The 13,566-nt window shown below is 62.1% G+C and carries 12 protein-coding genes; 6 read left to right on the top strand and 6 right to left on the bottom strand.

From position 1 onward, the window contains the following. Position 1: 1 nt before the first annotated feature. Together rtcA and ACODTD_RS23690 are read left to right on the top strand one after the other, a co-directional pair. Positions 2–1,030, top strand: a complete 1,029-nt coding sequence (rtcA, locus tag ACODTD_RS23685) for an RNA 3'-terminal phosphate cyclase (protein ID WP_011333398.1) — start codon at positions 2–4, stop codon at positions 1,028–1,030. Positions 1,031–1,107: 77 nt separating this feature from the next. Further along, the gene (locus ACODTD_RS23690; protein WP_011333399.1) at positions 1,108–1,437 is read left to right on the top strand and encodes a hypothetical protein; all 330 of its coding nucleotides are present in this window, start codon (positions 1,108–1,110) and stop codon (positions 1,435–1,437) included. Between the two features lie 57 nt (positions 1,438–1,494). Here the strand turns inward: ACODTD_RS23690 and ACODTD_RS23695 are convergent, their stop codons facing one another. The 4 genes from ACODTD_RS23695 to ACODTD_RS23710 form a co-directional block, all read right to left on the bottom strand. Continuing rightward, on the bottom strand, positions 1,495–1,908 hold the full coding sequence (locus ACODTD_RS23695) for a VOC family protein (protein ID WP_011333400.1): 414 nt from the start codon (positions 1,906–1,908) through the stop codon (positions 1,495–1,497). A 160-nt stretch (positions 1,909–2,068) separates the two neighbouring features. Then, a complete protein-coding gene (locus ACODTD_RS23700) occupies positions 2,069–3,013 on the bottom strand; it encodes an alpha/beta hydrolase (protein WP_011333401.1) in 945 nt (314 codons plus the stop codon). Between the two features lie 112 nt (positions 3,014–3,125). Further along, complete coding sequence (locus ACODTD_RS23705) at positions 3,126–4,124, bottom strand: NAD(P)H-quinone oxidoreductase (protein WP_201817644.1); 999 nt, start codon at positions 4,122–4,124, stop codon at positions 3,126–3,128. Between the two features lie 63 nt (positions 4,125–4,187). Further along, a complete protein-coding gene (locus ACODTD_RS23710) occupies positions 4,188–5,408 on the bottom strand; it encodes a YbfB/YjiJ family MFS transporter (protein WP_011333403.1) in 1,221 nt (406 codons plus the stop codon). A gap of 111 nt (positions 5,409–5,519) precedes the next feature. Between ACODTD_RS23710 and ACODTD_RS23715 the strand changes: the two genes are divergently transcribed. Further along, complete coding sequence (locus ACODTD_RS23715; protein WP_489105282.1) at positions 5,520–6,395, top strand: LysR family transcriptional regulator; 876 nt, start codon at positions 5,520–5,522, stop codon at positions 6,393–6,395. A 65-nt stretch (positions 6,396–6,460) separates the two neighbouring features. Here the strand turns inward: ACODTD_RS23715 and ACODTD_RS23720 are convergent, their stop codons facing one another. Then, on the bottom strand, positions 6,461–7,183 hold the full coding sequence (locus ACODTD_RS23720; RefSeq protein ID WP_011333405.1) for a pirin family protein: 723 nt from the start codon (positions 7,181–7,183) through the stop codon (positions 6,461–6,463). A 211-nt stretch (positions 7,184–7,394) separates the two neighbouring features. On the opposite strand from ACODTD_RS23720, the gene ACODTD_RS23725 reads away from it, so the two are divergent. Further along, on the top strand, positions 7,395–8,345 hold the full coding sequence (locus ACODTD_RS23725) for a GlxA family transcriptional regulator (RefSeq protein ID WP_489105283.1): 951 nt from the start codon (positions 7,395–7,397) through the stop codon (positions 8,343–8,345). 90 nt (positions 8,346–8,435) lie between these two features. Further along, positions 8,436–9,908 carry an ATP-binding protein gene (locus ACODTD_RS23730; RefSeq protein WP_489105284.1) on the top strand — a complete coding sequence of 491 codons (1,473 nt, stop codon included), beginning with the start codon at positions 8,436–8,438 and terminating at the stop codon, positions 9,906–9,908. Here the strand turns inward: ACODTD_RS23730 and ACODTD_RS23735 are convergent. Next, complete coding sequence (locus tag ACODTD_RS23735; RefSeq protein ID WP_489105285.1) at positions 9,870–12,656, bottom strand: ATP-binding protein; 2,787 nt, start codon at positions 12,654–12,656, stop codon at positions 9,870–9,872. The genes ACODTD_RS23730 and ACODTD_RS23735 overlap by 39 nt on opposite strands. Positions 12,657–12,989: 333 nt before the next feature. On the opposite strand from ACODTD_RS23735, the gene ACODTD_RS23740 reads away from it, so the two are divergent. Continuing rightward, complete coding sequence (locus ACODTD_RS23740; RefSeq protein ID WP_489105286.1) at positions 12,990–13,559, top strand: flavodoxin family protein; 570 nt, start codon at positions 12,990–12,992, stop codon at positions 13,557–13,559. The last annotated feature ends 7 nt before the right edge of the window (positions 13,560–13,566 follow it).

The following is a 13,566-nucleotide window of genomic DNA, read 5'->3' on the forward strand; positions in this document are numbered from 1 at the left end:
AATGAAACAGGACGTGATTGAACTGGACGGCGCCATCGGCGGTGGCCAGGTGTTGCGCAGTGCGCTGAGTCTGTCGATGGTGACGGGCCAGGCGTTTCGAATAGTGCGGATTCGGGCCCGGCGCAGTCGTCCGGGCCTGTTGCGCCAGCACCTGACCGCCGTGATGGCGGCGGCGCAGGTCTGCGGTGCAAAGATCCAGGGGGCTGAACTGGGCTCGCAGACATTGAGCTTCGAGCCGGGGCCGATTCGTGGCGGCGATTATCGCTTTGCCATTGGCACCGCCGGCAGTTGCACCCTGGTGTTGCAGACCTTGCTGCCCGCCTTGTTACTGGCGCCGCAAGCCAGCCGCGTGCGGATCAGCGGCGGCACGCATAATCCGCTGGCGCCACCGACCGATTTTCTCAGCCGCAGCTGGTTGCCGCTGCTGCGACGGATGGGCGCGGAGGTTGAACTGACGTTGCTGCGCCACGGGTTTGTACCGGCCGGCGGCGGTGAAATTGACGTCAGGGTGCAACCATCGAAACTGTCAGCACTGCACCTGTGTGAGCGCGGCTTGCCGCTCTCGCAACAGGCGTTTGCGCTAACGGCCGGACTGGCGCCGAGTGTCGGTGTCCGCGAGCTCGAAAGGGTGGCCCAGCGATTGAACATGGCGTCAGCAGAATTGAACACCGTCATCCTTGATCCGGCCTGTGGCCCGGGCAATGTGCTGCTGCTGGAATATTCGTTCGAACACGTCACGGAGGTTTTCAGCGCTTTCGGTCAAGCCTCACTGCGTTCGGAGAAGGTTGCGGACGCCGCGATCGATCAAGCGACCGATTGGCTGCACAGCGGTGCGGCGGTGGCAGAGCATCTGGCCGACCAGTTGCTGTTGCCGATGGTGCTGGCCGGAGGTGGATCGTTCACCACACCCAGGATGACCGAGCATTTGCACAGCAACATTTTGGTCATCGAGCGTTTTGTACCGATAACGATCCAGTGTGAGGAAGAAGGTGCAGACCGGTTGAGGGTTGAAGTTCGAACCAAGGAGTAACAGGCGGCAAATTGCTGGCCCCCGAATGTTTCAAGTCCCGGCAAACTCGCTTTTTTTCAAAAGGTTAGGTGGGCTATATGCGGACGATTGTCATCACCGTAGCAACGCTTTCCCTCGCTCTGTTCGCGGTGCAGGCCCAGGCCAGGGAGCTGAGCAAGAGCCATCGTTTTGCGTGTACCTGGGGTTCGGACATTGCCGCCGGTGCGCAACAGTCGAAGCTGTCCGGGATTTCCCTCTATGGCGCGCGCAAGCGCTTGCAGGCGCGCAAGTTCCAGCAACCGTGGATGCGCATGACCGCCATGGGCATCACCGAGCAGACCTACGACAGCGCGTCGCGGCTCAAACCGGCGGCCGTCAAGCAGACCTATTACGAACAGTGCATTCGCCACGAATTGGCCCAGCGTTGAACGAAAAAGCCCGACCTGAAAAGGTCGGGCTTTTTCATGTCCGGCGCAATGACAGCGTCACTTGTCACTTTCGCAATTGACCATCCACGACACGCCAAAACGATCCACCAGCATGCCGAATCGTGCGGCCCAGAAGGTGGCTTCCAGCGGCATGTCGACGCGACCGTCTCTGGCCAGGGCGTTAAATACCCGCTCGGCCTCGACGATGCTGTCGACATTCAGCGAAATCGAGCAACCGCTCATGCCTTGGGTCGGGCGGTCGGGGGTGGTGTCCGAAGCCATGAGCATCTGATCACCGACTTTCAGGCAGGTGTGAATGATCAGGTTGTGGTGCTCTTTCGGTACATGTTCGGCGGCTGGCGTTTCGCCGAAGGTCATCATCGCTTCGAGCTTGCCTTGCAGGCATTGCTCGTAAAACGTAAAGGCTGCGCGGCAGTCGCCGTTGAAGATCAGGTACGGGTTGATTTTCATGGTGGTGCTCCCGAATAGGCAGTGGAACGCTGCGCGGCCGGGTGTGCCGAAGCAGCGTCATGGATTGACTCCATCCAGCAAAGCGTCAGATCGCCGAATTTCCAGCCGATGCTGCAAGAATTTCCTTTCGGGGTGACCGATGGTCTGCGGGGGAGGGACGTCAGGAATCGCGCGGATTCTTTTGCACCGCAGCGCCGGCCACCCGGGCGGCAGGTCGGGTTTGCATCAGCGCATCGATTGCCTTGCGATAGTTCTGTCCGCCCAGCGCCATGCTGTTGTTGTGCGTTGCGCCGGGCACCAGCAACAGGCGTTTCGGCTGCCGGGCGGCGGCGAACAGTTGTTCGCTGAAGCGTGACGGCACGAAGGCGTCGGCCAGGCCGTGTACCACCAGCAACGGCATGTGGATCTCGGCGATCTTGTCGATGGAATCGAATTTCTGCGACAGCAACCAGCGGACTGGAAGGGAGGTGTTGGCCACGGCTGCCGCAACATCCGCCAAGGAGGTGAAGGTGGATTCGATAACCAGTCCGCGCACCGGCAATGGGGTGTGGTTTCTGGTGGCGTCGCGACCGAGTTCGGCAGCCAGATCGATGGCGACCGCGCCACCCAATGAATGCCCGTAGATCAGGCGTTTGTTCGGATCGGGTTGCAACAGCTGGAAGCGTTCCCAGGCTACCCGGGCATCTTCGTACACCGTGCTTTCCGACGGCAGATCGCCACGGCTCTGGCCGAAACCGCGATAGTCGATGGCCAATACCGAATAACCTGCCGCGCGCAATTGTTCGATACGAAACAGTTGCCCTGTCAGATTCCAGCGTACGCCATGCAAATAAAGAATGGCCGGTGCATCGGCGCGCTCTGCCGGCCACCACCAGGCGTGAATGTTTTGCCCGGCCTTGAAGCTTTTCGGTTGCAGGTCGAGTTCCTGCACGCTGCCGGGCAAACCGTGATACCAGCCGGCGGTGCCCGGTTCGATGCGAAACAGAAGCTTGCGCTCTGTGTGTTCCAGCACGGCACAACTCGCCGGCACGCCGACGATCAGGGCGGCCATGCAGGCGAACGCCAGACGGCGGCGTCGAACTCGGGTCATGAAGGCCAGGAACATTAAACGTTTCACCACCGCGTGGACAAAGAACGCTTTTTACCAGAAGCCTGGACACGCGCGTGACATTTTCGACCGCCGCCCACCCGCAACGATTACAAAATGCTGCAACGACTCAGTCGATCTTCAGCACGATCTTGCCGATGTGGTCGCCCGCTTCCATGTGCGCATGGGCCTTGGCTGCTTCGGCGAGCGGATAGACCTTGTCGATGATCGGCAGGCAGCGTCCGGCGGCCAGCACCGGCCAGACGTGTTCGCGCAATTGATCGGCGATGGCGGCTTTTTCCGCCGAGGTACGGGCGCGGAGGAGGGAACCGGTGACCACCGCACGTTTGCCGAGGATCGCCAGCAGATCGATGTCATTGGCTCGCGCGCCGCCGAGGAAACCGAGCATCACCAACCGTCCATCCATTCCCAAGGCGCTGATGTTCCCGTTGAGGTATGAGCCGCCCATGATGTCGAGGATCACATTCACGCCCTGGCCGGCGGTTTTCTCGGCGATGACCGCCGCGAACTCCTGTTCCCGGTAGTTGATCGCGTCGCCGCCCAGATTGCGGATCGCTGCACATTTATCGGCGCTGCCGGCGGTGGCGAAAGCTTCGATGCCAAACTCGCGGCACAGCATGAGCGCGGTGGTGCCGATGCCGCTGGTGCCGCCGTGGATCAAGGCGCGCTGACCACGGCTGGCGCCGCCGAGGCCGAACAGGTTGGCCCACACAGTGAAAAAGGTTTCAGGAATAGCCGCAGCCTGAATCCAGTCGAGCCCGTCGGGAATTGGCAGAGTCTGGCCGGCCGGGACCGTGCAGTATTCGGCGTAACCTCCGCCATTGGTCAGCGCGCAGACCCGGTCACCGACCGCGAATGTGCTGACACCGCTGCCAATCGCCACGACCTCGCCGGCCACTTCAAGGCCCGGAATCGGGTTCATGCCGGGCTTCATCGGGTACTTGCCGGCGCGTTGCAGGGCGTCCGGGCGATTGACGCCGGCGGCGTGCACGCGGATCAGAACTTCGCCTTCGGCGGCGACCGGCAGCGGCACGCGTCGGGATTGCAGAACCTCGGGCCCACCCGGTTCGGTGATTTCGATTCGGGTCATTTCATTGGGCAACGTCATTTTCGATTCCTCTTGAAAAAGTGATCAGTAGATGGGAACGCAGTCAGGGCGCAATGATTCCCGTCATTCGGCGCAGCAGCGTTGTTCGACGGAGGAGGGCAGCAATTTCATGGCGTACTCAAGTATCAGAGCGATCAAGATGGCACCGCCGGCTATCACGAAGAGCAACACATGCTGTCCGCCCGTGGCGTTGAACAGCGCCGAATAGGCGAACCCGGCCAGCGCCTGAAACGTGGCGAACGACACTGTGGCCCGGCTCCACGCCACCTGTTGGCGATGGTGATCCGGCACCAGCTCATGCACCCGAGCCAATGCCAGCGGCACAATGCCCGGTGGAAAGGAACCGAGGACCACCGCCAGCAGCGCCAACGCCAGGAACGAATGCGAAACCGCCAGCAAACCCAGGGTGATCGCCTGCACCACCAGCACCACACGAATGCCGGTCCGCGCGCCGAGGTGGTCGGCGAGAAAGCCATAACTCACCGGGCCGACGATGGCGCCCAGACCGTACATGACCCAGATCAGCGCGCCGACGTGCGCCCCGGCGCCCAGGCCACGGGCGACGTAATCCACCAGAAAGACCATGGCCGGTACCAGCCCGGCAGCCATGAATGCGTACTGGGCAAACAGCAGATAAACAGCGGGCGGTGTCGGCTCGACCGGTTCCACCTGAGCCGTTGCGGTGGTTGCATGGGGCAGCTCCGAGGGCCAGCCGAACCAGCTCAATGCCGTCAGTGCCAGCGACAAAGCGCCCAATCCCAGCCACGTTGCTTGCAAGCCCAGGCTCAACAGCAGCGGAACGATCGTGCCCGAGCCGGCGATGCCCAGACCGATGCCGAGGAAAATCGCCCCACTGGCCAGGCCTTTGCGCGCGGCCGGTACATGGGGCAATACAGTCGCAGCCACCAGCACCATGATCGCGCCGCCCGCGATTCCCGACAGCAGGCGCCAGCCGAAATACCAACTCACCGACACGGGGTACGCACAGGCAAAAAACGCCACGGTCACCGCCAGCATCATCAGGCGCAGAGCGTTTCTCTGGGTAAGCCGGCGTGCCAGCGGGCGGCCGAGGAGGGCGCCGATCAGGTAACCGACCAGATTGGCCGCGCCGAGATAGACCACATCATGGGCGGAAAACCACTGCGCCTGAATCAGCGAAGGGATCAGCGGTGTGTAGGCGAAACGCGCCAGACCGATGCTGACCAGGCTGGCGCAGAGTCCGGCGAAGATCGCCAGCCAGACACTTGTGTCCGGACGTTCGGGCGAAGCAATTGAAGTGTGCATCACGGCAATCCTTTGAAAGGTTTATGGCGCCCAGCATATCGGCTATCGTTGCTGCGTTAATGCAGCGAGTTTGCGTGATAGTGATGCGTTTATGCATCAATGGAGAACGCTATGAACTGGGATGATGCAAGGGTGTTTCTAGCGGTCTGCCGCGAGTCGACATTGCGCGGGGCCGCGCGTGTACTGGGCGTGGATCAGGCGACAGTCGGGCGCCGCATCACGGCACTGGAAAAGTCGCTGGGCGCGACCTTGTTCCTGCGCACCTCCGAGGGCTATGCACTGACGGCAGTCGGCGAAGCGGCGCTCAAGTCGGTGGAAAAAATGGAGCATTCGGCGCTGGAACTGGAGCGGCGTATCCAGGGCCTGGACGACCGCCTGACCGGCAGTGTGCGGGTCAGCACCACCGATTCGCTGGCCATCGACTTTCTGATCCCGGCGATGGCGCAGTTGCACGAACAGCATCCCGACGTGCGCGTGCAACTGGACGCCTCCACACAGATCCTCAGCCTGGCCAAACGCGAAGCGGACATCGCCGTGCGCAATACCCGTCCAGACAATCCGGACTTGATCGCCCGGCGCATCGCGCGTTGGCCGGTGGGGCTGTTTGCCTCGCAGGCTTATGTCGACAGCCATGGCGTACCGGCACCGGGCAGTGCGTTCGAGGGCCACGATCTGGTGGTTTACGAGCCGTATCTGCAGGGCAACAAGGATCTGACCCTGGTGTCCGAGCCCATGACTCGCGGGCGGATCGTCGCCGGTCTGAGTTCCAGTCTGCTGGTGCGGCGCTCGATTGCCGCCGGTCTGGGTGTAGGAGAAATCCCGGTCTACATGGGCGAGCGTGATGGTCTGGTCAGGCTGTGGCCGGAACGTACGCGGCCGTTACCTTATGAAGTGTGGCTGGTGACCCATGCGGATTTACGCCACACCGCGCGGGTCAGGGCGGTGATCGAACACATCGTCGAGGCCTTTATGTCGGAAAACGAGTAGTTGTTCTGCCAATAAAAAACGGCCTTCAGTGAAGGCCGTTTTTTGTGGGCGCCGAAACCTGCCCCTCATGGCATTTCCGGCAGTTCCTGCGGCCGCAGGTCAAACACCAGGACTTCGGCATCCTGGCCATTGCTCAGGGTCAGTGCCTGTTCTTCACGAACCCTTACGCCGTCGCCTTCCTTCAACTGCATGCCGTTCAGTTCAACGCTGCCGCGAGCAACGTGCACATAGGCGTAGCGGTTGGCGGGCAGTTCGAGTGTCGCGCTTTCCTGGCCATCGAACAGTCCGGCATACACCCGTGCGTCCTGCCGTACTTTCAGCGAGCCGTGGCTGCCTTCGGGCGAAATGATCAGTTGCAGGCGACCGCGTTTTTTCTGTTCGCTGAAGTGCTCTTGCTGGTAACGCGGTTTCGCGCCGCTGACGTCCGGCACGATCCAGATCTGCAGAAAGTGCACCGGCTTGGTTGCCGAGTGGTTGAACTCGCTGTGGGCCACGCCGCTGCCGGCGCTCATCAGTTGCACATCGCCGGGGCGGATCACCGAACCGGTGCCGAGGGTGTCCTTGTGTTCCAGCGCACCTTCGAGCACATAGGAGAAAATCTCCATGTCACGGTGCGGGTGCTGGCCGAAGCCTTTGCCAGCGGCGACGCGGTCATCGTTGATGACCAGCAGGTCGGAGAAACCCTGTTCACGCGGGTCACGGTAGCTGGCGAAGGAAAAGGTGTGGAACGACTTCAACCAGCCATGATTGGCCAGACCACGGTCGGAAGCTTTGCGAAGGGTCAGCATGATGAAATCTCCTTTCAGGACGTTGATTCGTCCGAGTGAGGAGAAGGTTACTGGTTACCCTGCGATGCAATAAGTAGATGAAAATTGAAATACTGTCCCTTTATGGTTGACAGTTGTGTGGGCTGGATCACGCATTCTTTTCCAACGATTTCGCCTGTTCCGGCCATAATGCGCAAACTTATGACTTTGCATGGATTTTGGTGATACCCCCATGAAGACCGTGGCCATGGTGCTGTTTCCCGATTTTCTGCTGCTCGACATGGCCGGGCCGCTGGAAGTGTTTTCGGTTGCCAACCGCTACCTGAAACCGCAATCCCACTATCACCTGACCACCCTGGGCACCGAGCGCGGGCCGTTGCGTGCGTCCAATGGCGTGCTCGTGCACACCGATCGGCACATCGACGAAGCCGATGAGCGCTATGACTTGCTGCTGGTACCGGGCGGCCCCGGCGCCTACAACGAAAAACACCCGCCGTTGCTCGCCTGGCTGCAAGGCGCGGTCACGCGCGCCGGGCAATATGGCTCGATCTGTACCGGCGCCTTCGTGCTGGGCCATGCCGGACTGCTCGACGGCTATCGTGTGACCACCCACTGGAATTACACCGAACGCTTGATCAAGGGCTTTCCGAAGGCAAACGTCGCGACCGACCAGATTTTTATTGAAGATCGCAACCTGATCACCTCCGGAGGTGTCACCGCCGGGATCGATATGGCGTTGGCGGTGGTGGCTCGCGATCATGGCAAAAAGATTGCCCAGGATGTGGCCAAGGTGCTGCTGGTCGTCATGAAACGTCAGGGCGGGCAATCGCAGTTCAGCCCGTTGATGGCGGCAGTGGCGCCCCAGGAAACCCCGATCACCCGGGTGCAGAACCATGTGCTGGAGCACCTTGAAGAAGCTTTTACCGTCGAGCGCATGGCAGGGCTTGCGAACATGAGTGCGCGGCATTTTGCCCGGGTGTTTGCCCGTGAGGTCAACATGACGCCCATGGAATTCCTGCAAAGTGCGCGCATCGATTGCGCGCGCAATCTGCTGGAAACCAGCGATCTGCCGTTGAAAACCGTGGCCTACAAAAGCGGTTTCGGCAGCGTGCGGCACATGCGTTTTCTGTTCGGCGAAAAGCTTGGGCTGACCCCGACGCAGTATCGCGAACAGTTCAGCTAGAGCGGTTCTGTCCGTTACGGGCATCCGGATGTCCGTGCTGGACCCCGCGTGGTGGTTGTACCGTCATCGAGGCCTGCGAAGATAACGGACATGAACAGCCTCAACGAATTGAACTCGGCGTCGGTCCTGCGTTTCGGGCCGTACGCCTTCCATTTGCGCCAACGGCTGATCCTCGAAGGGGATCGGCAATTGCGCATGGGCGGTCGTGCGCTGGACATTCTGCAAGTGCTGGTCGAGCGCGCCGGCCAGGTGGTCAGCAAAGAACAATTGATCGCGCTGGTGTGGCCGACCTCGGTGGTCGAGGAGATCAACCTGCGGGTACACATCGCCGCGCTGCGCCGGGCCCTCGGAGAGGGTGAAAACGGTCAGCGCTACATCGTCAATGTGCCGCAACGCGGGTACAGCTTCGTGGCTCCGGTGCAGGGCGACAGCGTCACCCAAGTGGTGTTCGAAAACCTGCAAGCGCCCCAGCACAATTTGCCTGCACGACTGACGCCGGTCACCGGGCGCGATTCACTGGTCGGCGGTCTGGTGCGGCAACTGCCGTTGTCCCGGCTGCTGACGGTGACGGGGCCTGCCGGTGTCGGTAAGAGCACCGTGGCGCTGCGCGCAGCGGAACTGCTGCTGCAACATTTTCGTGACGGCGTGTGGCAGGTGGATCTGTCGCTGATCGATGAAAACATCCCGCTCCTCGATCACTTGCTGAAAACCCTCGACCTCGATTTCCCCACTCTGGCAGCGCGCCATGCCTTGCTGGTGCTGGACAACTGCGATCACCTGCACCAGGCCTGCCGGAGCCTGCTGCAAACATTGCTCGATGCTGCGCCGCGTCTGTCGATCCTGGCCACCAGCCGCGAGCCGTTGCGTCTCGCTCTGGAAGTCCTGCAGCCGCTGGCGCCCCTGACCCTTCCCAAAGCTTCGGCCCTCAACAGTGTCGCCGAGGTCATGGGCTATTCGGCGGTGCAGCTGTTTGTCAGTCGTGCCCGCGCCCGTCAACACGGCTTCAGTCTGCGTGAGCAGGATCTGGAAACGGTGCGCGATATCTGTCGCCGGCTCGACGGTCTGCCGCTGGCGATCGAGTTGGCAGCCGCGCAGATCGATGCGCTGGCGCTGGTCGGATTGCAGACGCAACTGGACCAAGGCCTGCAAGTCCTGAGTCACGGTCGCCGCACCGCCGTGCCGCGCCACCAGTCAATGAAGGCTGCGCTGGACTGGAGCTATCAACGCTTGAGCGAGCAGGAACAGCGCGTGCTGCAACGCTTGTCGGTGTTCAAGATGGCATTCACCCTGGATGCCGCCATCGGCGTGATCAGTTGCGCGCAATTACCACCCTCGACACTGGTGGCTGTGGTCGAACAGCTCGCGGCCAAATCGCTGCTGACAACGGACCGGTCCGGCGGAGCACTGCGCTATCGAATGCTCAACATCACGCGCCGCTATGCCCGCGAACAGCTGGAGCAGGGCGGCGAACTCAATGATGTCGAGCGTCGGCACGCGCGCTACCTGGGCCGTACCCGTCCCGTCTCAAGCGGCCGACTGACCGCGCAGTTCGTCGAGCAGTAAGCGCACTTTGCGCAAGTCCGGGGTGGCATAGCCTTCGGTGAAGCGCTGGTAGACCGGCGTCAGCAATTCGATAGCCTCACGATAACGCGACTGGCGCTGCCACCACTGTGCCAGCGAAGTCGCGCTGCGCAACTCCCAGGCCAGGGCACCTTGAGTCCGGGCAATCTCGAGCGATTGCTGCAAGGCGCTTTCGACCGTGTGATGACAGGGCGATTCAGCGGCCAGCAATCGCTCGGCCCGGGCCCGCAAAATCTCCGCAGTACTCCAGCCGGCCGCGCCGCTTTGTGCTCGTTCAAGCAGGGCATCGTCAACGAAGCCCGGATCCAGCGTGACCATGATTTCCCTGACCAGACCGCTGTCGGCGGGCGGGATGGTGGGGGATTTGTCGGCGTCGATCACCTGTGCGTACTGCCGCGCCCACGTGTAGAACAGCAGCACCGAATGCTTCTGCGCCTGTTCGAGCAACAGTTGCAGCAGCGCCCGGGCGTTCTGTGTATCTCCGTTGTAATGGGCGATCAGGCACGAAGCGAGTGCCAGGGTGTAGCAGATCGAGGTGCCGTGATTGATCTGCACCGCGATGTCCAGCGCCTGCCGTGCTGTACGCCAGGCTTGCTCGGGGAAACCTTGCAGCCACAGCACACGGGCAAGGACGGTCAGCGAAGCGACGCTCTGGTCGTATTGCACGCCGAAACCGTGAGTGAAGCGGTTGAGGTGGCCGCTGTGGGCCATGCGCTGAATGACTTGCTCGGCGTGGATTCGCGCCTGGTGCTGATCGCCGGCGTAATGCAGCGCGAGCACCCGCAAGCGGTGGGTACTCAGGGACAGCTGCGCATCGCCGTGCACTCCGAGACTTTCGAATTGCTCGCTCTGCTCCAGTGCCATCCGGTAATGCCCGCAACTGAGATTGACCGCCATGTGCCCCGACACGGCGCGCAACTGACCGGCCATGTCGTCGTGCTGTTGTGCCAGCAGCCGGGCGCTGACGAAGGCCTCGATGGTTTCCGGCGTGCCGCCCCAGGTGTGGTAACAGGCGCTGCCCAGGGCCAGTTTCAAGGCGATTTCCAGTCGCGGGCAGGGCTCGTCGGATGAAGCCAGCAGCGCCAGTGCCCGGCGCACATGAACGCCGTACTCCTTGAGCAAGGACAGTTCCTGCCACAACGGCGCCGAGGTCGCCGTCAGTCGAACGCCGAGCGCGCGCGAGCCTTGGTCATTCAGCGTCCACTCAAGGGCCGCCCGCAAGTCTTCAAGGCCACGGGCGTAACGCTCGATCCAGACTTCAGTCGCCGTGTTCTCCCAATCGGCCTGGGCCTGATACATCAGCGCCAGGCTGCGTTCGGCATGGCGTTCGCGGGTTTCGCCGAGTTCGGCGGCCTGGTCGAGTTTTTCCAGCGCATAGCGGCGGGTGGTGTCGAGCAGGCGATAGAACACTTCTTCATCGCCGACCTCGACGTTGAGCAGCGACTTGGCGACCAGTTGCGTGATCGAAGCAAAGACTTCGTTCGGCTCGATGTGCTGACCGACGATAACCGCCGCCGCCGATTCCAGCGTGAACGCGCCACGGAATACACCCAGTCGGCGCAGGCCGGTCTGTTCGCAGGCATTGAGCAGATTGAAGCTCCAGTCCAGCGTAGCGCGCAGGGTTTCATGCCGACCGAGGCGAGTCTGGTTGCCAGCCGGCAAACGCCCCTGGAGCTGACTCAGCAAACCCTCCAGCCCAAGACCCGCGACCTGCGCAGCGGCCAGTTCCAGTGCCAGCGGGATGCCGTCCAGTCGCCGACAGATGTCGATGATCAAGGGCAGGTCGGCATTACCCGGCTCAAAATGTTCGTGGGCCGCCATCGCCCGTTCGACGAACAACTGCAGCGCGGAGAATTCCATCGCCTGATCGCGATCCAGCACCGCAATCGGCGGCGGGCAGTCGAGGGATTCCAGGCGCTGCACATACTCGCCCTCGGCACGCAGGCTTTCGCGGCTGGTGGCCAGAATGTGCACCTGCGGTGCGCCGCGCAGAATGTTTTCACTCAGCATCGCCACGGCGTCGATCAAGTGCTCGCAGTTATCGATCACCAGCAGCATCTGCCGCTCGCGCAGGCTGTTGATCAGGCAGGCCATCGGTTCACTGTCGTGCAGCGAAAGGTCCAGCAGGGCGGCGAGGTGCGAGCAGATCGAGCCCGGATGTTTGAGCGGGGCCAGATCCAGCAGACGAATACCGTCGCGATAACGGCCGATCAGTTGCTCGGCGACACGCAGGGCCACGGTGGTCTTGCCGATGCCGCCGGGGCCGACCAGGGTGATGCAGCGCTGGCGCGGCAGTTGCGTCATCAGGCTGTCGACCACCGACTGGCGCCCGATCATCCGCGTGCGGCGCAGCGGCAGGTTATGCCGGCCGAGGTTGGCGGTGGTGGGACGTTGTTCAATCGATTGCAGCACGACCGGCGCGACGAAACTGTATCCGCGCTGCGCCACCGTGACGATGTAGCGCTGCCCGGCCTGACCGTCGCCGAGGGCCTTGCGCAGCGCGGCCATGTGCACCCGCAGATTGATGTCCTCCACCACGCTGTCGGGCCAGACTCCGGCGATCAACTGCTGCTTGCTCACGACCTCGCCGGCATGGGCCAGCAGGATCAGCAGGATGTCCATGGCGCGCCGGCCCAGGCGCAAAGGCTGGTCGCCTTCAAGCACCAGCCGCTGGCCGGGGTGGATCCGATAGGGGCCGAAACCGATGGCCTGATTCGGGGAAAGACTCAACCGCTCACTCCTTCGACGCTTTTTATGATCCTGATCCGTCAGGGTGAAGAATCCGTGACGGGCAGGGCGAATAGAGGCTTGAGGGGCACGCAAGCCGTCTGATCCGCAGTATCCGAGCATATTCCTCAGGATTTGACGCCAGCGCAACTTTCGCGAAGGACTCGGGCCTTTGCATCACTCGGCATCCAGTACCGTCACCACTGTATTCAAAGGCCGGACCCCGTGCCGTTTTGCCCGATAGCCGGGGAAAATTAACAACGATTAACTCGTCCGCGTCGGCTTCAGAGCCAAAACTCCACGGCAATGGAATGCATACGTCCGGAGGACGCTGCGATGAGCAAGGTAGTAGTGGTTTATCACAGTGGCTACGGGCATACCCGCGTCATTGCCCAGGCTGTGGCCAAAGGTGTGGAACGCCACCTGGGCAGCACCTGCCTGTTGCTGGCCGTGGAAGACGTGGAAGCCCACTGGGATGACCTGCACCGCGCCGACGCCATCATTTTCGGCGCGCCGACCTACATGGGCAGCGCGTCGGCGGCGTTCAAGCAATTCATGGAGGCCACGGCCTCGTTCTATCTCGCCCGGCCGTGGCGCGACAAACTCGCGGCGGGCTTCACCAATTCCGGCAGCCTGTGCGGCGACAAGCTCAATACCTTGCTGCAAATGGCGGTGTTTGCGGCCCAGCATTCGATGATCTGGGTCGGGCTCGATCTGTTGCCGGCGCGTTCGTGCGCAGGTGTTTTCGACGGGCAATTGAATCGCCTCGGCAGCTCCCTCGGCGCCATGTCCCAGTCCTGTGTCGAGCAACCGCCCGAGCAGGCGCCGCCGCTGGAAGACCAACAAACCGCTGCGCACCTGGGCGAGCGGGTGGCGCGACTGGCCCAGCGGATGGCTCGAGGGTGAAACCGCC

It is taken from the genome of Pseudomonas sp. FG35, assembly GCF_057809295.1.

What these genes read in the sequence shown, in the direction of transcription:
- rtcA (WP_011333398.1), top strand. Translation starts at nt 2, where the DNA reads ATGAAACAGGACGTGATTGAACTGGACGGCGCCATCGGCGGTGGCCAG.
- ACODTD_RS23690 (WP_011333399.1), top strand. Translation starts at nt 1,108, where the DNA reads ATGCGGACGATTGTCATCACCGTAGCAACGCTTTCCCTCGCTCTGTTC.
- ACODTD_RS23695 (WP_011333400.1), bottom strand. Translation starts at nt 1,908, where the DNA reads ATGAAAATCAACCCGTACCTGATCTTCAACGGCGACTGCCGCGCAGCC.
- ACODTD_RS23700 (WP_011333401.1), bottom strand. Translation starts at nt 3,013, where the DNA reads ATGTTCCTGGCCTTCATGACCCGAGTTCGACGCCGCCGTCTGGCGTTC.
- ACODTD_RS23705 (WP_201817644.1), bottom strand. Translation starts at nt 4,124, where the DNA reads ATGACGTTGCCCAATGAAATGACCCGAATCGAAATCACCGAACCGGGT.
- ACODTD_RS23710 (WP_011333403.1), bottom strand. Translation starts at nt 5,408, where the DNA reads ATGCACACTTCAATTGCTTCGCCCGAACGTCCGGACACAAGTGTCTGG.
- ACODTD_RS23715 (WP_489105282.1), top strand. Translation starts at nt 5,520, where the DNA reads ATGAACTGGGATGATGCAAGGGTGTTTCTAGCGGTCTGCCGCGAGTCG.
- ACODTD_RS23720 (WP_011333405.1), bottom strand. Translation starts at nt 7,183, where the DNA reads ATGCTGACCCTTCGCAAAGCTTCCGACCGTGGTCTGGCCAATCATGGC.
- ACODTD_RS23725 (WP_489105283.1), top strand. Translation starts at nt 7,395, where the DNA reads ATGAAGACCGTGGCCATGGTGCTGTTTCCCGATTTTCTGCTGCTCGAC.
- ACODTD_RS23730 (WP_489105284.1), top strand. Translation starts at nt 8,436, where the DNA reads ATGAACAGCCTCAACGAATTGAACTCGGCGTCGGTCCTGCGTTTCGGG.
- ACODTD_RS23740 (WP_489105286.1), top strand. Translation starts at nt 12,990, where the DNA reads ATGAGCAAGGTAGTAGTGGTTTATCACAGTGGCTACGGGCATACCCGC.